Genomic DNA, 18021 nt, shown 5'->3' with positions numbered 1-18021 from the left:
CGAGCTTTCCTCGCGAGCCGTAGCGTCGAAGCATGGATCATGCCGCGGCCGTGAGCCTGGCCATCGGCGCATGCGTCCTGTTCTCGCTCTCCGCCGCGGTTCAGCAGCGCGCCAGCGCGCTCGCGCCCGGACGCAGCGGCGGGATCTCGGGTGTCGAACGGCTGATGCTGGCGCTGGTGCGCAACCCGCTGTGGGTCGCCGGTGCGGTGATCAACGCGATCGGCTTCGGGGTGCAGGCGGTCGCGCTCCATCTGGGGTCGGTCTCGGTGGTGCAGTCGGTGATGCCCACACAGCTGCTCTTCGCGCTGGTCTTCGCCTCGATCGCCGCCCGCCACCGGCCGACGGTCTCCGACTGGGTCAGCGGCGCCGCGATCTGTGGCGGCGTGATCCTGCTGGTCACCGACGACCACCGCGGCGGCACCTATGCCGACGTCGGTCGCGTCGCACTCTTCGCCGGGTGCGTGGCGGTCGTGATCTGCGTACTCCTGCTGGTGGCCCATCGGTTCCCGCCGCCGGTCGCGGCGGCGACCACGGCGGTCGCGGCCGGCTGCTCGTTCGCGACGACATCGGTGCTGCTGAAGATCACCGCCGACCGGGCCGCCGCCGACGGGTTCCTCGGGTTGCTGACGCTGCCGGCGTTCTACGGCCTGCTGTGCACCTGCGGCCTCGGGATCGTGCTCACTCAGGCGGCGCTCGCCGCCGGCCCGCTGCCGTGGGCGATGGCGGCGATGACGATCACCAACCCCACCGTCTCGTACGTCGCCGCGGTGGTTGCCTTCGGCGCCTCCGCCCCCACGCTGTGGGTTGCGGTGAGCGCCGGAGCGTTGCTGGTCACCGGGATCGTCGGGCTCGCCCGGTCGCGATCTGCGGACAGGTGGACCCCGGTGCAGCCGGAGCCACCCGGGACCTCCCCGGAGCGGTTCACCGCTCATAGGTGAACCGCTCGAACGCGAATCCTCAGACTCGCTCTTGCATCGATCGCGGCCACGAGCGCCGCCTGGTCGATCTGGGCTTGAGGTGCTCGGGCAGCGCGCTGATGTAGGGCGCGGCATGCCGACAGTCGCTACACGTGACGTCGCGGTAGTCGTAGGTGGTCGGCGGATCTTCTCCGTATGCGCTGCAGACCGGGCCGAACGAGTCGGCGAAGTGCGTGTGCTGCTGTGTTACCTGGTCGGCTTCCGCTTTCGTTGAATCGCTCATGGTGAACCGTCTAACGAGTCAACCGCTCATGCGTAACGCCGTGCTCGCCGAGCCGCTTGCCGTTGCCGCGAGCGCGCGAGGAGATAGGTCGGCGCGGTCTCCTGTGCGAGACGGGAGTGAAGGTCCAGCATCTCCTCGATCGTGCGCGACCACGGGAACTGCTCCGCCCGCTCGCGAGCCGCGTTGCGGGTGGCTCCGACCGGCCGCGAAGCGACGTCGATGACCGCGTCGGCCAGCGCCGCCGGGTGGGCGGCCGCCCAGGCCCCGCACCGGGCATCGATGAGCTCGCGGGCGCCGCCGCGGTCGGCGGTCACCACCGGCGTACCGCTGGCGAGAGCCTCCAGGACCGCCAGCCCGAAGGTCTCGCGCGGGCAGACGGAGAGCGCGACGTCGGCCGAGGCCAACGCCCGGGCGATCCGGCCGCGGTCGGAGACGTGCCCGTGGAAGACGACGGGCGCCCCGGCGGCGAGGGCCTCGATCTCGGCACGGTGCGGCCCGTCGCCGTAGACGTCCATGCGTACGTCGAACCCGCGCCGATGCAGCTCGACGGCGGTGGCGACGGCGAGGTCGGGGGACTTCTCGCGGGAGAGGCGGCCGACGTGGATGAGTCGCAGGGTGTCGTCGCGGTGCCCGAGCGAGGGCGTGAAGCTGTCGAGGTCGACGCCCAGCGGCACCTGCGCGATCGGGCAGCCGACGGTCGCGGCCAGCGGCTCGAACTCGTGCCTGGCGTAGTCGGAGGTCACCAGCACCTGGTCGAAGGAGCGCACCAGCATCCGGTTGAGCAGCGCGGTGGAGACCTTCGAGGTGGCGTCCATGCCGGTGTAGGTGGGCATGTACTCGTCGAGGCGCTCGTGGGAGAAGAGCACCGTCCCGATGCCCTGACGCCGGGCCCAGCGGGAGACGGGCAGCATCGTGAACTTGTCGCTGACCTCGAGGCTCGTCGGGTTGAAGCGGGTCAGCACGTCGGTCACCCGCCACGGCTCGATGATCAGCCGGTAGCCGCCGCCCACGCGCGGCGCTCTCAGCTGCACCACCTCGCCGAGGTCGGTCGTGGTGACCGAGTCGTACGGGCCGGGCACGACGAGAAGCCGGTCGTGGCCCGCCTCGAGATAGCCACGGGCGAGGGCCTCCAGAGCCGTCTTCATGCCGCCGGAGGTGGGGCCGACGAAGTTCGCGAGCTGAGCGATGAGCACGGGCCACATCGTGTGGCATCGAGGTAGCCCTCCGGCGACCTCGATATGACGCAGGCATGGCGAGTAGCGTTCGGAGCATGACCAACCTGGACGCGCACCCCACCCCCGTCGAGTGTGTCGGCGGGACCGGCGACGAAGGCGTGGAGATCCAGATCATCACTCCGCGAGACGTCCCGCTGGGAGGTCCGCGAGCGATGAACGTACGCCGCACCCTGCCCGCCCGCTCCCGCTCGCTGATCGGTGCGTGGTGCTTCCTGGACCACTACGGTCCCGATGACGTCGTCGTCTCCGGCGGCATGGAGGTGCCGCCCCACCCGCACACCGGGCTGGCGACGGTCTCCTGGCTGTTCACCGGCGAGATCGAGCACCGCGACTCGGTCGGCACGGTGGCGATGGTGCGACCGGGCGAGGTCAACCTGATGACCGCCGGGCGCGGGATCTCCCACTCGGAGAACTCCACCCCCGAGACCACCGTCCTGCACGGCGCGCAGCTGTGGGTCGCGCTGCCGGACGAGCTCCGCGACGTCGAGCCCGGGTTCCAGAACCACGCGCCCATGCCGATCGAGCGCGACGGTGCGACCGTGCGGGTCTTCATGGGGTCGCTCCTCGGCGTCACCTCGCCGGTACGTACCCACTCCGAGATCCTCGGCGCCGAGATCCTGCTCGAGCCCGGCACCCGGCTCGAGATCCCGGTCGACGACCGGTTCGAGCACGGCGTACTCGTGGACACCGGCGAGGTGTCGATGACCGGTCTGGGCGCGTCCGGTCCGGCCTCGGCCGACGTGGCGAAGGACTCCCTCGCCTACGCCCCTCCGGGTGCCACCACCCTGATCCTGCAGGCCGGTGAGGCGTGGACCCGGCTGCTCCTCCTCGGCGGCACGCCGTTCGGCGAGTCGATCATCATGTGGTGGAACTTCGTCGGGCGCACCCACGAGGAGGTCGTCGGCTACCGCGAGGAGTGGCAGGGCCAGGTCACCCGTGGTGGCGGCGAGGTGGTCGAGGACTCCCAGGACCTGGCCGAGGGCCGTTTCGGCGTGGTCGAGGGCAACCACCAGCGGCCGATCCCGGCCCCTCCACTTCCCAACGCCCGGCTCCGCTCGCGGTCTTAGGTCGCGTCCGCGCTCGTGCTTAGACTGCAGTCGTGAGTGACGAATCCTCAGACCCAGGAGTCGTGCTGGCCGTGGCGGTGGGCCGCAGCCGCAGCCAGGCGGCGGTCTTCGACCTCGCCGGGCGCGAGCTGGCCGGAGACACCCGTGACCACGAGGTCGGCATCTCCGCCGAGGTGCTGATGCCCGAGGTCGTCGAGCGGATGACCAAGATGGTGACCTCGATCGACCTGCCGGTGCTGGCGATCGGGATGAGCCTGCCCGGCGTGGTCAACCCCGATCTCGGGATGAGCATCGACACCCCGGCGATGGGTGGCTGGGACGGCGTCCAGCTGGCCCCCTACTTCACCGCGCTGACCGACGCGCCGCTGATCCTCGCCCATGACGCCCACGCGCTGGCGCGGTCGGAGCTCTTCAACTCCGACCATCCCGTACGCAACGCCCTGGTCGTCAAGGCATCGACCGGTCTCGGCATGGGCATCATCGTCGACGGCAAGGTCGTCACCGGCGCCCTCGGGGCGGCCGGCGAGATCGGCCACACCCGCATCGACGCGGCCGGCGACCGGCCCTGCCGCTGTGGCTCGACCGGGTGCCTGGAGACGGTCGCGGCCGGCTGGGCGCTCGCCCAGCGGCTGACCGACTCCGGCGTCCCCGCCGGTCACGTACGCGACCTGGTGGCCGCCGCGAACGACGGCGACGCGGTCGCGCGCGGGCTGTTGCGCGAGGGCGGACGACAGCTCGGCGAGGTCGTGGCCGCGGCCGTCAACCTGCTCAACCCGGAGGTCGTCGTCATCGGCGGTGACATGGCCGGTGCGTTCGACCTCTACACCGCCGGGGTGCGTGAGAGCGTCTACGCCCGCGCCAACCCGATCGCCACCCGCGAGCTCACCTTCATGGCCCAGCTCCACGGCGACTCCTCGGGCCTGGTGGGCTGCGCAGCGATGGCGATCGAGTCCCTGACCCCGTGATCGTCGGCCTGCTCTGGCTGCTCGGGTGCCAGCTGGCCGGAACCGCGATCGTCGAGCTGACCGGGATCCCGCTGCCCGGACCCGTCGTCGGGATGCTGCTGCTCTTCGTCGCCCTGGTACTACGGCGCCGTGACGGCGAGGACGACCCGGTCATCCAGGTCGGCGACTACTTCCTCTCCCACCTGCAGCTCTTCTTCATCCCGGCCGGTGTCGGCGTGATCGCCTACCTCGCGGTCATCCGCGACGCGGCGGTGCCGATCGTCGTCGCACTGGTCGGCTCCTGGGTCCTCGGTCTGGCCACGGTCGGCTGGGTGCTCAGCCTGTTCCTCCGCCGGGTCCCGTCGGTCGCCGGCACGGAAGGCGCGCCGGGGGAGGAGATCGAGTGAGCGTCATCCTGTGGCTGTTCGTGACGGTGGCGGCGTACGAGTTCGGGCGGTGGCTGCGGGCGCGGACCCGTTCGCCGCTGGCCCAGCCGGTGGCGGTGGCGATCGTGATCGTCGGCACCCTGCTGGCGGTCAGCGGTACGAGCTATGCCGACTACGCCGACGCCACCATCTTGATCAGCTTTCTGCTCGGCCCGGCGACGGTCGCGCTGGCGATCCCGCTCTACCACCAGGTCGCGCGGCTGAAGGGGATGGTGGTGCCCGTCCTGGTCGCGCTGACCGCCGGTGCCGTCGTGTCGATGGTCAGCGGCATCCTGCTGGTGCGCTGGCTCGGTGGCGGCGACGTGCTGGAGCGGACGATGGCTCCGAAGGCCGTGACGACGCCGGTGGCGATCGAGCTGGCCGATCGCCTGGGCGGCTATCCGGAGCTGTCGGCGGCCTTCGCGATCGTGATCGGAATCGTCGCCGCGATGGTCGCGCCGCGAGTGCTCACGCTGATCGGCATCCGTGACCCGCGGGCCCGCGGTGTCGCCGTCGGCGCCGTCTCGCACGGCATCGGCACCGCCCGGATGCTGGAGGAGAGCCGCGTCGAGGGCGCCTTCTCCGGACTGGCGATGGGACTCACCGCGGTTGTGACATGTCTCCTGGTTCCGCTGGTGGCGTACCTCCTCCTCTGAGGCTCTCGCGGGCTTAACGTTGACGGCATGGCTCGAGTGCACGCCTTCACCGACGACGTACTCGGCACTCTCGACGCGGTCGGGGTCGCCGATGCCCTGCGGCGCGGTGACTTCAGCACCCTCGAGGCGGTCGAGGCGTCCATCGCCCGGATCGAGGCGGTCGACGCCTCACTGGGTGCGATGGCCTACCGCACCTTCGACCGGGCCCGGATCCAGGCGCGTGCTCCCCGGTCCGGCTTCTTCGCCGGTGTCCCCACCCTGATCAAGGACAACACCGACGTCGCCGGTGTGCCCACCAGGAACGGCACGGACTCGTACGCCATGCCGCCGGCCTCACGCAACGGCGAGATGACCAAGCTGCTCTTCAAGCTGGGATTGCTGTCCCTGGGGAAGACCCAGCTCTCGGAGTTCGGGTTCTCGGGCACGGCCGAGCACGCGCGGCTCGGAGCGGTGCGCAACCCGTGGGACACCGGCCGCGTGGCGGGTGCGTCCTCGGCCGGCTCGGGCGCGCTGGTGGCCGCGGGGGCCGTGCCGATCGCCCATGGCAACGACGGCGGTGGCTCGATCCGGATCCCGGCCGGCGCCTGCGGTCTCGTCGGGCTCAAGCCGACCCGCGACCGGCTGCCGCAGGACCCGCTCTACGGCTTTCTGCCGCTCAAGATCGTCACCGACGGTGTGCTGACCCGCTCGGTGCGCGACACCGCCGCCTTCTTCCGGGAGGCCGAGAAGGCGCACCACACCTCGCTGCCGCCGATCGGGGACGTCACCGGCCCCGGGTCGAAGCGGCTGCGCTGTGCCATCTTCACCGGCGCGCTCGGGCGCGACGCCAGCCCCGAGGTCGCCGAGCTGACTCTGAAGACCGCGGCGGTGCTGGAGGAGCTCGGGCACACGGTCGAAACGGTGCCGCCGCCGGTGCCCGATACCTTCGCCGACGACTTCGTCCTCTACTGGGGGACGCTGGCGGTCGCACTGGTCAACGCCGGCCCGCTCCGTGGCAAGACCTGGGACCGCAGCCGGCTCGACAACCTCACGGTCGGCCTCGCGCAGCACACGCTCAAGAACGCCAAGTACGTCCCGGCCGCCATCGTCCGGCTGCGCAAGGCACAGGCGATCGCGGAGGGGTTCCACGCTGCGTACGACGTCGTCCTGACGCCCACGGTCGCGCACGAGACCCCGGAGATCGGCCGGCTGGCGCCGAGCCAGGCCTACGAGCTGGTGATGAAGGGGCTGATGGACTGGGTGGCGTTCACGCCGTGGCAGAACGTCACCGGTGGGCCGGCGGTGTCGCTGCCGGTTCAGGAGACTCTGGCCGGGCTGCCTCAGGGGATGATGTTCGGGGCGGCGCCGGGACGCGAGCGAATGCTGCTCGAGCTGTCCTACGAGCTCGAGGAAGCGATGGGTTTCGCGCGCATCTGGGAGCCCGATCGAGGCACCGAGGACCCTGCTGACCTGCGATGATGCGGCCGACGGAGGGAAGGGCCGTGTCGATTTGTTGAGCACGCCGCCCCTACCGTAATGTTCTCTTTCGCAACGCCCCTTTAGCTCAGTCGGCAGAGCGTCTCCATGGTAAGGAGAAGGTCTACGGTTCGATTCCGTAAAGGGGCTCTGGAGTTCGGGACCCGCGGTAGGAATACTGCGGGCCTGATTCCTGTTGAGGCGGGGTAGCTCAGGCGGTTAGAGCGCACGACTCATAATCGTGAGGTCGCGGGTTCGATCCCCGCCCCCGCTACCGCCAAAGACCGCATCACCTCGATCAGTACTGTAAGGAAACTCCTGTGGCCAGCAAGAGCAGCGACGTTCGCCCGAAGATCACCCTCGCTTGCACCGAGTGCAAGGAGCGGAACTACATCTCGAAGAAGAACCGTCGGAACGACCCCGACCGGATCGAGCTCAACAAGTACTGCCCGCGTTGCCGCAAGCACACCGCGCACCGCGAGACCCGCTGAAGTTCGACTTCTAGGTAGAGCGCGACACTGATCGGCGCTCCGAACGCCCCGCCCCGAGTTCCGGGAGGCGGGGCGTTCGTCATTTCGCCGAAGCGTCACCCCGGTCGCCCGAGACGTCACTCCCGTCGGCCGAGTTGGCGCGGGCGTGCCAACTCGGCCGACCTACCTGACGCTTCGGCCGACGTGGGTGACTTCTCGGCGGGCCACTAGAGTTGGACGCATGGCAGTTGATGGGTCGCTCGTAGGGCGCGCGTTTCCTCCGACCAGGCCCTATCGGGTCACCGACGAGAAGGTGCGGGAGTTCGCTGCCGCCACCGGCGTGAGCTGGGAGAGCGGGGACCCGGTTCCCGCGACGTTCCCGATCGTGCTCGCCTTCGACGCGATGAACGCCTTCCTGGACGACGTCCAGGTCGAGCTGTCGCGGATCGTGCACGGTGAGCAGAAGTTCTCCTACGCCCGGCCGATCGCGCCGGGGGACGTGCTGGTCGCGACCCTGAGCGTCGCGTCGCTGCGACAGATCGGCGGCAACGACATCATCGGTACGGTCTCGGAGATCACCGACGACTCCGGGGCGGTCGTGTGCACCACCTCGGCCACCCTGGTCCACCGAGCGGCGGAGGTCGCGTGATGACGCTCGAAGCAGGCGCCGAGCTGGCCCCGAAGACCTACCCCGTCACCCGGGCGTCGCTCGTGCGCTATGCCGGCGCGAGTGGCGACTTCAACCCGATCCACTGGTCCGACCGGATCGCCACCGCCGTCGGCCTGCCCGGCGTGATCGCCCACGGAATGTTCACCATGGCGCTGGTCGCCCGAGCGGTCTCGGAATGGACCGACGGAGCCGAGGTCGTCGACTTCGGCGCCAAGTTCACCAACCCGGTCCTCGTGCCCGATGACGACGAGGGCACCTCGGTGACGGTCAGCGGCACCGTGAAGTCGGTCGAGGACGGGCTGGCGACGATCGCCCTGACCGTCGTCTCCGGTGACCAGAAGGTCCTCGGCATGCCGAAGGTCTCCGTACGTGTCTGAGCTTCTCGCGAAACACACCACCTTCCATCTCGGCGGCCCGGCGGCGGAGTTCGTCACCGCGACCACCGAGACGGAGATCATCGAGGCCGTGACCGCGGCCGACGCGGCCGGGAAGGACGTTCTGGTCCTCGGCGGCGGCAGCAACCTGGTCGTCGCCGACGCCGGCTTCCCGGGCACCGTCATCAAGTTGGCGACCACGGGCGTCGCGGCGGAGCCGGCCGAGGGTGGCGTACGTGTCACGGTGGCTGCGGGCGAGACCTGGGACGACTTCGTGACGACCGCCGTCGACAAGGGCTGGAGCGGTGTCGAAGCGCTCTCCGGCATCCCCGGCAGCGTGGGCGCGACCCCGATCCAGAACGTCGGGGCGTACGGCCAGGACGTCTCCCAGACCATCACCTCGGTCAAGGTGCTCGACCGCGAGCTTCGCGAGGTGCGGAGCTTCACCGCAGGGGAGTGCGGGTTCGGCTACCGCTGGTCGCGGTTCAAGGCCGTGCCCGGCCGCTACGTGGTCCTCGAGGTCACCTTCCGGCTCGGAACCGACGGTGAGACCGGCTCCCCGATCGCGTACGCCCAGCTCGCCGGCGCCCTCGGCGTCGAGCAGGGCACCCGGGTGCCGTCCAAGCAGATCCGCGAGGCCGTCCTGTCCCTGCGCCGCAGCAAGGGCATGGTTATCGACGAGGCCGACCACGACACCTGGTCGGCGGGCTCGTTCTTCACCAACCCGGTCGTCGCCCCCGAGGACGTGCCCGAGGGTGCTCCGGCCTACCCGCAGCCCGACGGCACGGTGAAGACCTCCGCGGCCTGGCTCATCGACCACGCCGGGTTCAAGAAGGGCCATGCGCCCCAGGCGCTGGCAGGCCGCGTGTCGCTCTCCACGAAGCACACCCTCGCCCTCACCAACCGCGGCGAGGGCACGACCGAGGACCTGCTCGCCCTGGCGAGAGAGGTACGCGATGGGGTCGAGGCGGCGTACGGGATCGTGCTCGTCAACGAGCCCGTCATGCTCGGCGTGGAGTTCTAGGAGCGACCAACCCGGACTCGTAGGCGAGTACCACGAGCTGGGCGCGGTCGCGCGCGTGCAGCTTGGTCATCGCCCGGTTGACGTGGGTCTTGGCGGTCAGCACGCTGATCACCATGGCCTCGGCGACCTGGTCGTTGGTCATGCCCCGGGCGACCAGGGCGACCGCCTCGCGCTCCCGGTTGGTGAGCTCGGCGAGCCCGAGGGGAGCCTCGGCAGGGGTGGGCTGGCTGACGTAGTGGTCGATCAGCGCACGGGTGACCGACGGTGCCAGCAGAGCATCGCCTCGTGCGGCGACCCGCACCGCGTGCACGAAGTCCTCCGGCTGGACGTCCTTGACGAGGAAGCCGGCAGCGCCGGCGCGCAAGGCTTCGAGGACGTACTCGTCCATGCCGTAGTTGGTCAGGATCACCACGTGTACGTCACCCAGCGCCGGGTCGGCCGCGATCCGGCGCGTCGCCTCGAGACCGTCGGCCACCGGCATCCGGATGTCGACCATCGCCACATCCGGCAGGTGCTCGCGGGCGAGCGTCACCGCCTCGACGCCGTCGGCGGCCTCGGCGACCACCTCGATGTCCTCCTCGATGTCGAGAAGGGCCCGGAAACCGCTGCGGATGAGTGGCTGGTCGTCGACCAGGAGCACCCGGATCACGACGTACGCTCCACCGGCAGTCGCGCCTCGACCATGAACCCGCCCTCCTCGCGAGGCTGCGCCCGCAACTGACCTCCGAGGGCGGAGACCCGCTCCCGCATCCCGAGCAGCCCGATGCCGGGCACGGTCGTGGCCGGCGCACCGGTGCCGTTGTCCTCGACCCGGATCCCGAGCGAGTCCGGCCGATGGTCGATGTGGACCGACGCGGAGGTCGCCGCCGCGTGGCGGGTCACGTTGGTCAACGCCTCCTGGACGATCCGGTAGGCGGTCCGGCCCACCGCGACCGGTACCGAGCCGGGCTCCCCATCGACGGTCAGGGTGACGTCCAGCCCGGCGGACCCGGCGGATCCCACCAGGTCGCGTACGTCCTCGAGCCCTCGCGGTGGGTGCGGATCGTCGTCACGCAGCGCCGTCAGTGTGGCCCGCAGCTCCCGGGCTGCCTCGCGCCCGGCCTCCCGGATCGCCAGCAGCGACTCGGGAACCTCCTCGCCACGCCGCCGGGCCACATGGACCGCGGCCTCGGACTGGACCTTGATGACCGAGATCTGGTGGGTGAGGGAGTCGTGCAGCTCGCGGGCGATGTGGAGGCGCTCGTCGTCGGCCCGGCGCTGGGCCGCGGCCTCCCGGGTGCGCTCGGCCTCGTCGGCCCGCCGCTCGGCCTGCCTGAGCGCCTCGCCGGCGGCGCCTGCCGCGATCAGCCAGGCGATCTCCAGGGCTCCGCGAGCCTGCTCGGAGGCCGCGCCGAGTTCGCCCGTGGAGAGGTAGGCGACCAGGAACAGCCCGCTCTGCATCACCACCGCGGCGATCACGGTGACCAGCCGGTGTCCCTCCCGCACGGCTGCGTAGACCGCGACCACGAACGCGATCACCGCGAAGTCGAGCCCGAGTGCCTGGAAGGCCAGCCCGCAGGCGCCGCTGGCGACCAGCACGGCGACCGGCGCGCGGCGCCGGAGGACCAGCACCAGGCCGCTCGCGACCAGCGCGGCGTAGCCGAGAAGCTCGTCGCCGGAGTCGGGTCGGCCGCCGCTGAGCGCAGCAGCCAGCTGGGCCACGGCCACACCAGCGGCGATGACCCAGTCCCCGACCGTGATCCGCCGCCTGGCCATGCGAGCAGGATATGCCCGCGGTGCCGCCCGCGAGTCCGTCTCACGCAGCACTTCCGGCTACCACGTACGCAGTAGCGACGGCGCCGAAGAGTCCGCGCAGGCAGGACGACTCCCGCGCCCGCCGACGGGACGATCGAGTCATCCGATCGAACTCGACGAAGGAGTCCTCATGTCCCTGAACGACGTGCTCATCAGTGCTGCCGACCCTGACGTCGGCGCCTACACGCTGACCACCGCCCGGCTGTGGGCGACGCTCGCCGCGTTCGTCGGTCTGGCCGGAGCCGTGGCCGGCGCAGCGGCGCTGGCTCGTGCCGTACGCGGCGTCGGCAACCGTGGCCGCAACGGCGCCGTCGTGGCCCTCGGCTGCGGCACGATCGCCCTGGTCGTCGGCGTCGTCAACCTGATCGTGGCCGACGGTGGACCCGGCACCGGCAACGGCGTGGTCGGCGGCGGCATGGCGATCGTCCTCGGCCTCGCCGCCCTGGCCCTGGGAGCCCTCACCCTCCGCAGATCCCGCCGACTCGGCGCGTCCTGACCGAACCCACCGCCGAGTCGGCTCGTTAGAACGAGCCGACTCGGCGGGATTCTGGGTCAGTTTGAGCCGACTCGGCGTCAGGCTCGCTTCAGGAGCACCAGGACCTCGTGGTGGTCGGTGTTGGGGAACATGTCGAGCAGTCTCGCCGAGACGGGGCGGAGCGAGGGCATGTCGCGCAGATCGCGGGCGAGGGTGTCGACGTTGCACGAGGAGTAGACGAGGTGCTCGACCCCCGACCGCTCCAGCCACCCCGCGAGCGCGGAGCCGATGCCGCGCCGCGGCGGGTTGACGATGACCAGCTCGGGCGCGGCAGCGGCCGAGAGGGCGTACGCGGTCGCATCCCCGGCCACCCAGCTGGTGCCCGGCAGTCCGAGCTCGGCGGCGGTCGAGGCGGCGGCCTCGATGGCCTGCTCGCTGGACTCGACGCCGAGCACCTCCCGACCGGGCGCGGCCACGTGCAGCCCGAAGCCGCCGACGCCGCAGTAGAGGTCCCACACCGAGCCCGGTGACACCGAGGCGACCAGGTCACGGGCATGGCGGTAGAGCGCGGCCGCGACATCGGTGTTGGTCTGGAAGAACGAGTGCGGACGCAGCCGCAGGCCGATCCCGTTGACCTCCATCGTGAGCGCCTCACGGGCGGTCAGGAAGATCTCCTCCGGGCCCTCGATGACGGCCTTGTGCTCCGGCTGGACGTTCACCGAGGCGACGCCGATCGGAAGCGCGTCCAGCAGGGCCGGAAGGTGCTTGCGCAGCCGCGACAGCGCCTCGGTCGACCGCAGCACCCAGCGCACCATCAGCTCCCCGTCAGGCGCCTCGGTGACGATCACGTGCTTGAGCTCGCCGCGTCGCTCCGGCACCGAGTAGGGGGTCAGCCGCGCGGTCGTGACGAACCGGGACAGGACCGGCAGCGCGGCCTGCAGCCCCGGGGTGTGCAGCCCGCACGCGAGGAGGTCCACCCCGAGACCGTCGTGCGACAGGATCCCCAGCGTCGGCGCCTCCACCGAGCCGGCGACGACCATCTTGGCCTTGTTGCGGAAACCGGCCTCCGGGCTGGAGACCGGTTCCTCCCAACGTACGTCGCCGAGCGCCTCCGCGACCCGCCGCTGCTTCTGGGCGAGCTGGTCGGCGTACGCCATCTCCAGCCAGCGGCAGGAGCGGCAGGCGCCGGAGGTGAAGTAGCCGCAGTCCATCCGTCAGATTCGGCTGCTCAGCATCGCGTTGATGCTGTCGAACGTCGTCGTGTCGGTCTCGTTGGAGGCGACGACGATCATCACGATGATGAAGACGATGTAGGCGATCCAGAAGAGCATGTAGAGCGCCCCGAAGATCGTCCCGATCAGGCCGGTGATGAAACCGGCCTGGGCGTTGCCACGCCCGCCGTAGGCAGCCGGGTTGGCGTCGATCTCGGCCATCACTCGCTTGCCCTTGACCCATCCGAACGGTGCGACGAAGACGCCGATCCCGCCGCACATGACCGACAGGCACAGCCCGACGATCCCGAGGACCATCGCCGAGTTGGCCTCGGGATGCGGAGGTGGCTGGGGGTACCCGTAGGGCGCGGGGGCGGGCTGATAGCCGGGTGGCGGCGTGCTCGTCATCTCTCAGAACTCGCTGTCGTACGGCTCGTAGCCGCTGTCGTAGCCCGAGTCGTCGAACCCGCCGCTGATCCCGATGATGACGAGGACGACGATCAGGATGATGATCAGGGCCAGGAAGACGGTGCCGATGATGCCGAGGATGAAGCCCGCCTGAGCGTTGCCGCGACCGGTCAGCGCGCCTGCCGACGCGTCGATCCGCTTCTTCGCCGCCAGGCCGAGGAACATGGCGACCGGCGACATGATGAAGCCGATGGTGCACAGGAACCCACCGACGAGTCCGATGATGCCCAGCACCATCGCCGTGGTCGCACCGGAGTCCGGGGCACCGCCCGCACCTGCGTACGCGGCCGGGGCACCGTAGGGAGCCTGGCCGTATCCCGGCTGACCGCCGTAGGAGGGCGGCGGAGGCGTCCCGTAGGAGGGTGTCGGAGCCGGCGGGACCGGCGGCTTCTGGTCGAACGTCGCGCCGCCGTAGGGGTTGGACGGCTGCTCGCCATAGGTCTGGCCGTACATCGGCTGGGTCGGCGCAGGCGGCGTGGACGCAGGCGGAGTCGCCACCTGGGTCACGTCGGGGTTGGTCGGCTCGGCCGGCTCGGACGGGGTCGGCGGAGGCGGCGTGGCGGCGTCGGCCGGCTGGTTGGGATCGGGCTGATCGTCGGACGGGTTCGTCATGGCCGACATTGTGTCTTAACTCGGCTGATCCGTGTGCTGGGAGGGCGTGTCGATCCAGTCGTCGATCTCGGCGAGCAGACCCTTCTTGGTCGAGTCGGGCGCGGTCGAGGCGGTGATCGACATCCGCGCCAGGTCGGCGAGGGTCTCGTCGGACAGCTCGTGAGCAGCCCGCATGGTGGCGTACTGCGCCGCCAGCCGGGACCCGAACAGCAGCGGGTCATCGGCCCCCAGCGCCACCGTCGCGCCCGCGTCGAGCAGCTGCGGCAGCGGCACCGAGGTCAGGTCGGAGTAGACGCCGAGCGACACGTTGGAGGTCGGACAGACCTCCAGCGCGACGCCCGCGCGCACGATCTCGTCGAGCAGCGCCGGATCCTCGGCAGCACGTACGCCATGACCCAGCCGGGTCGCGTGCAACGACCGCAGCACGGTGCGGATGTGCTCGGGACCGCGCAGCTCGCCGCCGTGCGGCATCAGCCGCAGACCGGCGCGCTCCGCGATCTGGAAGGCATGGTCGAACTCCTCGGTCCGCCCGCGCCGCTCGTCGTTGGAGAGCCCGAAGCCGACCACACCCTGGTCGACGTACTGCCCGGCCAGGCGCGCCAGCGTGCGCGCGTCCATCGGGTGCCGGGTGCGGTTGGAGGCGATGATCACCGCGATCCCGAGCCCGGTCGCCCGCTCGGCGTCGCCGACGGCGTCCAGGACCAGATCCGTGAAGGCGGTGATCCCGCCGAACTTCGCCCCATAGCCCGACGGGTCGACCTGGATCTCGAGCCACCTGCCGCCGTCGCGCACGTCGTCCTCGGCGACCTCCATGACCAGTCGCCGGATGTCCGCCTCGGTGCGCAGCACCGAGCGCGCCACGTCGTAGAGCCGCTGGAACCGGAACCAGCCCTTCTCGTCGGCCGCGCTCAGCGTCGGAGGCCAGTCGGCGACCAGCTGTTCGGGCAGCCGGATCCCGTCGCGAGCGGCCAGCTCGAGCAGGGTCTGGTGGCGCATCGCACCCGTGAAGTGCAGGTGCAGATGCGCCTTCGGCAGCGTACGTAGGTCGCGTCGCTCGATCACGCGAGCAGCTTCTCCGCAGCGGCGAGCTTCACGCACACCGTGACGACCTCCATGGCCCCGCTGACCTGCTCCAACGGCGGGAAGGAGGGGGCCAGACGGATGTTGGTGTCCTCCGGGTCGTGCTTCCCGGGGAAGGCCGAACCGGCCGGGGTCAGGGCGACACCGGCACCCTTGGCCAGCTCGATCACCTTGGTCGCGGTGCCGGGGAGCACGTCGAGGCTGACGAAGTAGCCACCGGCGGGCTTGGTCCAGGTGGCCACGCCGAGCGAGCCTAGCTCGTCGGTGAGCGCGTCCTCGACGGCCGCGAACCGCGGCGCGAGCAGCTCGCGGTGCTTGGCCATGTGCTCGCGTACGCCGGCGGCCGAGCCGAAGAACTCCGCGTGCCGCAGGTGGTTGACCTTGTCCGGGCCGATGGCGCCGTTGCTCAGGTGGTCGAGCCACCAGGCGACGTTCTCCTTCGAACCGCCGAAGAAGCCGACCCCGGCGCCCGCGTAGGTGACCTTGGAGGTCGAGGCGAAGACCAGCGGACGGTGCGGGTTGCCGGCAGCGTTGGCCAGCGAGACGACGTCGGCGGTCTTGGTCTCGGCCGGGGTCAGGTGGTGCAGCGCGTAGGCGTTGTCCCAGAAGATCTTGAAGTCGGGGGCCGCGGTCGGCATCGAGGTGAGCCGCTCGGCGATCTCCTGCGAGGTGGTGTCACCGGTCGGGTTGGCGTAGGTCGGGACCAGCCACATGCCCTTGATCGTCGGGTCGTCCTTGACGAGAGCGGCGACGGCGTCGGCGTCGGGCCCGTCGGTGTGCATCGGCACGGTCACCATCTCGATCCCGAACCACTCCAGGAGCGTGAAGTGACGGTCGTAGCCCGGCACCGGGCAGACGAACCTGACCGTCTCCTCCCGACCCCACGGCCGCTCGCTGTCGACGCCACCGTGAAGCCACAGGTACATCAGCGTGTCGCGCATCATCGTGAGGCTCGAGTTGCCGCCGGCGATGAGCTGGGCGGTCTCCAGGCCGAGGAGCTCGGCGTAGATCTCACGGATCTCGATGCCGCCCGCCAGGCCGCCGTAGTTGCGGGTGTCGGTGCCGTCCGGGGCCGTCGTCGACTTGGGGAGATGGAGCAGGCCGTCGGAGAGGTTGAGCTGGTCCGCGGAGGGCTTGCCCCGGGTCAGGTCCAGCTTCAGGCCCTTGGCCACCAAGTTGTCGTACGCCGTGCGCTGCTCCGTTGCGAACGCTTCGAGTTCCTCGCGCGAGAGCTCGGCGAGGGGACGGGGATCTGAGGTCATGTCAGCAATCCTATGGGTCAGCGCACCCCGGTTTTGGAAGCACCATTGCCCAGTGCGTAGACTCACCGTTGGTGGTCTTCCCACATGGTTAGCCGCGCCCTCAACCGCGCGTCTGATGCAGACCTCCGTAGGGCACTAGCTCAACTGGCAGAGCATCGGTCTCCAAAACCGAAGGTTGGGGGTTCAAGTCCCTCGTGCCCTGCAAAGCCGGACCAGCGATGGAAACGTTTTCGAGAGAAGGTGGCGGCGTGACGGACAGCAAGGCAGTCCCGACTCCGAACGACAAGAAGACGGAGAAGCGCACCAGTCTCCCGACGTTCTACCGCCAGGTCGTGGCCGAGCTCCGCAAGGTCGTCTGGCCGACGCAGCAGCAGCTCTCGACGTACTTCGTCGTGGTTCTGGTCTTCGTCCTGGTCATGATGGCGATCACCGCGGGCCTTGACCTCGGGTTCGGCAAGTTGATGTTCTGGGTGTTCGGCGGCCGCGACGCGTGATCGCGTGGGCCCCGGCCCGCGGAGCACACCCGAAATACACATTCAACGGTTTGGAGCAGGACGTGTCTGAGCAGGACTACACCGAGGAGACCGAGGTCCTCGAGACGGCCGAGGCCGCCTCCGACGTACCTGCAGAGGCCGAGTTCGACGCGGCCGACGAGTCCGCTGACGCGGCCGAGGCCGAGGACTCCTTCGAGGAGATCGTCGAGGGCGAGGCGCCCGAGGCCGCTGACGACGACCCGCTCGAGGCGTTCCGCCGCGAGCTGTGGGCGAAGCCGGGCGACTGGTTCGTGATCCACACCTACTCCGGCATGGAGAACCGGGTGAAGTCCAACCTGGAGAACCGCATCGTCTCCCTCAACATGGAGGACTACATCCACGAGATCGTGGTCCCCACCGAGGAGGTCCCGGAGATCAAGAACGGCCAGCGCAAGATGGTCAAGCGCACCGTTCTCCCGGGTTACGTGCTGGTCCGGATGGACCTCACCGACGAGTCCTGGGCGGCCGTACGCCACACCCCGTCGGTCACCGGTTTCGTCGGCCACAGCCACCAGCCGGTGCCGCTGTCGATGACCGAGGTCGAGAACATGCTCGCCCCCGCCGTCGTCGCCCAGGCCGAGGCCGAGGCTGCCGCCGCCGGTGAGGCTGCGACCGCCGCCTCCGGTGCCACCGGCACCGCCAAGAAGCCCGTCGAGGTCGTCGACTTCGCCGAGGGCGACTCGGTCACCGTCGTCGACGGCCCCTTCGCCACCCTCCACGCGACCATCACCGAGCTCAACGCCGAGTCCCAGCGCGTCAAGGCTCTCGTCGAGATCTTCGGCCGCGAGACCCCCGTCGAGCTCTCGTTCAACCAGATCGAGAAGGTCTGAGCCTATGACCTGCGACGAAGTCGCAGGTCATAACGCGAAGAGGTCGAGCGGGTCGAGACCCAGCCTGAGAGATCTCAGTACGCCGAACGCCCGGGCATGAAGCCCGGGCGTTCCGCGATTTCGTACGTTCGGCGGCAACGTGTCGATCAGCCGCTCGACCTATCGACGGCGCGGGACGTCTGATTTGCCGATGCGGCACCAGACGGATGCCGCTTAACGTTGCCCGAGACGCTGCC

Annotated in this window: 21 protein-coding genes and 3 tRNA genes; 16 read left to right on the top strand and 8 right to left on the bottom strand. The window is 70.1% G+C overall.

The genetic code is table 11. The annotated features are described in order from the left end of the window. The first annotated feature begins 32 nt into the window (after positions 1–32). Positions 33–938, top strand: a complete 906-nt coding sequence (locus tag BLT25_RS05185) for a DMT family transporter (RefSeq protein WP_091042842.1) — start codon at positions 33–35, stop codon at positions 936–938. Positions 939–1226: 288 nt separating this feature from the next. On the opposite strand, the gene BLT25_RS05180 is transcribed toward BLT25_RS05185, so the two are convergent. Next, positions 1227–2402, bottom strand: a complete 1176-nt coding sequence (locus tag BLT25_RS05180) for a glycosyltransferase (RefSeq protein ID WP_256328462.1) — start codon at positions 2400–2402, stop codon at positions 1227–1229. Positions 2403–2470: 68 nt separating this feature from the next. On the opposite strand from BLT25_RS05180, the gene BLT25_RS05175 reads away from it, so the two are divergent. The 11 genes from BLT25_RS05175 to BLT25_RS05125 all read left to right on the top strand — a co-directional run bounded on the left by BLT25_RS05175 (position 2471) and on the right by BLT25_RS05125 (position 9520). Beyond that, positions 2471–3502, top strand: a complete 1032-nt coding sequence (locus tag BLT25_RS05175) for a pirin family protein (protein ID WP_091042837.1) — start codon at positions 2471–2473, stop codon at positions 3500–3502. Positions 3503–3534: 32 nt separating this feature from the next. Next, complete coding sequence (locus BLT25_RS05170; RefSeq protein ID WP_091042835.1) at positions 3535–4467, top strand: ROK family protein; 933 nt, start codon at positions 3535–3537, stop codon at positions 4465–4467. Further along, the gene (locus tag BLT25_RS05165) at positions 4464–4853 is read left to right on the top strand and encodes a CidA/LrgA family protein (RefSeq protein WP_091042832.1); all 390 of its coding nucleotides are present in this window, start codon (positions 4464–4466) and stop codon (positions 4851–4853) included. Before BLT25_RS05170 ends, BLT25_RS05165 begins: the two co-directional genes overlap by 4 nt. Continuing rightward, positions 4850–5527 carry an LrgB family protein gene (locus BLT25_RS05160; protein ID WP_091042830.1) on the top strand — a complete coding sequence of 226 codons (678 nt, stop codon included), beginning with the start codon at positions 4850–4852 and terminating at the stop codon, positions 5525–5527. Before BLT25_RS05165 ends, BLT25_RS05160 begins: the two co-directional genes overlap by 4 nt. A gap of 27 nt (positions 5528–5554) precedes the next feature. After that, positions 5555–6985: an amidase gene (locus tag BLT25_RS05155; protein ID WP_091042827.1), complete on the top strand. Its 1431-nt coding sequence runs from the start codon at positions 5555–5557 to the stop codon at positions 6983–6985. 74 nt (positions 6986–7059) lie between these two features. Further along, positions 7060–7132 (top strand) — tRNA-Thr (locus BLT25_RS05150). A gap of 50 nt (positions 7133–7182) precedes the next feature. After that, positions 7183–7256 (top strand) — tRNA-Met (locus BLT25_RS05145). A gap of 46 nt (positions 7257–7302) precedes the next feature. Then, positions 7303–7473 (top strand): 50S ribosomal protein L33, encoded by a 171-nt coding sequence (gene rpmG, locus BLT25_RS05140; RefSeq protein WP_091042824.1) that lies wholly within the window; start codon positions 7303–7305, stop codon positions 7471–7473. 220 nt (positions 7474–7693) lie between these two features. Further along, positions 7694–8101 carry an FAS1-like dehydratase domain-containing protein gene (locus BLT25_RS05135; protein ID WP_091042821.1) on the top strand — a complete coding sequence of 136 codons (408 nt, stop codon included), beginning with the start codon at positions 7694–7696 and terminating at the stop codon, positions 8099–8101. Beyond that, positions 8101–8499 (top strand): MaoC/PaaZ C-terminal domain-containing protein, encoded by a 399-nt coding sequence (locus BLT25_RS05130; RefSeq protein WP_091042817.1) that lies wholly within the window; start codon positions 8101–8103, stop codon positions 8497–8499. The genes BLT25_RS05135 and BLT25_RS05130 overlap by 1 nt, the downstream gene beginning before the upstream one ends. Then, positions 8492–9520 (top strand): UDP-N-acetylmuramate dehydrogenase, encoded by a 1029-nt coding sequence (locus tag BLT25_RS05125; RefSeq protein WP_091042815.1) that lies wholly within the window; start codon positions 8492–8494, stop codon positions 9518–9520. Before BLT25_RS05130 ends, BLT25_RS05125 begins: the two co-directional genes overlap by 8 nt. Here the strand turns inward: BLT25_RS05125 and BLT25_RS05120 are convergent. Continuing rightward, positions 9498–10169 carry a response regulator gene (locus BLT25_RS05120; protein ID WP_091042814.1) on the bottom strand — a complete coding sequence of 224 codons (672 nt, stop codon included), beginning with the start codon at positions 10167–10169 and terminating at the stop codon, positions 9498–9500. The two genes, BLT25_RS05125 and BLT25_RS05120, sit on opposite strands and share 23 nt — an antisense overlap. Then, positions 10166–11275, bottom strand: coding sequence for a sensor histidine kinase (locus BLT25_RS05115; protein ID WP_091042811.1), 1110 nt, complete (start codon positions 11273–11275; stop codon positions 10166–10168). Before BLT25_RS05115 ends, BLT25_RS05120 begins: the two co-directional genes overlap by 4 nt. A gap of 169 nt (positions 11276–11444) precedes the next feature. Between BLT25_RS05115 and BLT25_RS05110 the strand changes: the two genes are divergently transcribed. Continuing rightward, positions 11445–11810, top strand: coding sequence for a DUF6223 family protein (locus BLT25_RS05110; protein WP_091042809.1), 366 nt, complete (start codon positions 11445–11447; stop codon positions 11808–11810). A gap of 77 nt (positions 11811–11887) precedes the next feature. Here BLT25_RS05110 and rlmC read toward each other — a convergent pair whose 3' ends face one another. From rlmC to BLT25_RS05085, 5 genes are read right to left on the bottom strand one after another with little or no spacing between them, the layout of a single operon-like run. Further along, positions 11888–13000, bottom strand: coding sequence for a 23S rRNA (uracil(747)-C(5))-methyltransferase RlmC (rlmC, locus tag BLT25_RS05105; protein WP_091042807.1), 1113 nt, complete (start codon positions 12998–13000; stop codon positions 11888–11890). A 3-nt stretch (positions 13001–13003) separates the two neighbouring features. Continuing rightward, complete coding sequence (locus BLT25_RS05100) at positions 13004–13408, bottom strand: DUF4190 domain-containing protein (RefSeq protein ID WP_091042805.1); 405 nt, start codon at positions 13406–13408, stop codon at positions 13004–13006. Positions 13409–13411: 3 nt separating this feature from the next. After that, positions 13412–14080, bottom strand: a complete 669-nt coding sequence (locus BLT25_RS05095) for a DUF4190 domain-containing protein (protein ID WP_091044273.1) — start codon at positions 14078–14080, stop codon at positions 13412–13414. A gap of 15 nt (positions 14081–14095) precedes the next feature. After that, entirely contained in the window at positions 14096–15142 is a 1047-nt protein-coding gene (locus tag BLT25_RS05090) for an adenosine deaminase (RefSeq protein ID WP_091042802.1), read from the bottom strand. Beyond that, positions 15139–16422, bottom strand: coding sequence for an aspartate aminotransferase type Ic (locus BLT25_RS05085; RefSeq protein ID WP_176883636.1), 1284 nt, complete (start codon positions 16420–16422; stop codon positions 15139–15141). The genes BLT25_RS05090 and BLT25_RS05085 overlap by 4 nt, the downstream gene beginning before the upstream one ends. 129 nt (positions 16423–16551) lie before the next feature. Between BLT25_RS05085 and BLT25_RS05080 the strand changes: the two genes are divergently transcribed. The 3 genes from BLT25_RS05080 to nusG all read left to right on the top strand — a co-directional run bounded on the left by BLT25_RS05080 (position 16552) and on the right by nusG (position 17785). Then, positions 16552–16624, top strand: a tRNA-Trp gene (locus tag BLT25_RS05080). Positions 16625–16640: 16 nt separating this feature from the next. Beyond that, positions 16641–16916 carry a preprotein translocase subunit SecE gene (secE, locus tag BLT25_RS05075; protein ID WP_091042798.1) on the top strand — a complete coding sequence of 92 codons (276 nt, stop codon included), beginning with the start codon at positions 16641–16643 and terminating at the stop codon, positions 16914–16916. A 62-nt stretch (positions 16917–16978) separates the two neighbouring features. Next, positions 16979–17785 carry a transcription termination/antitermination protein NusG gene (nusG, locus tag BLT25_RS05070; protein ID WP_256328461.1) on the top strand — a complete coding sequence of 269 codons (807 nt, stop codon included), beginning with the start codon at positions 16979–16981 and terminating at the stop codon, positions 17783–17785. Positions 17786–18021: the final 236 nt, after the last annotated feature.

Origin of the sequence: Nocardioides sp. YR527, assembly GCF_900101045.1 — a bacterium.
In the GTDB taxonomy this organism is placed as follows: Bacteria; Actinomycetota; Actinomycetes; order Propionibacteriales; family Nocardioidaceae; genus Nocardioides.
The sequence above is the reverse complement of the archived record's forward strand: the minus strand, read 5'-3'. Positions and strand labels throughout refer to the sequence as shown.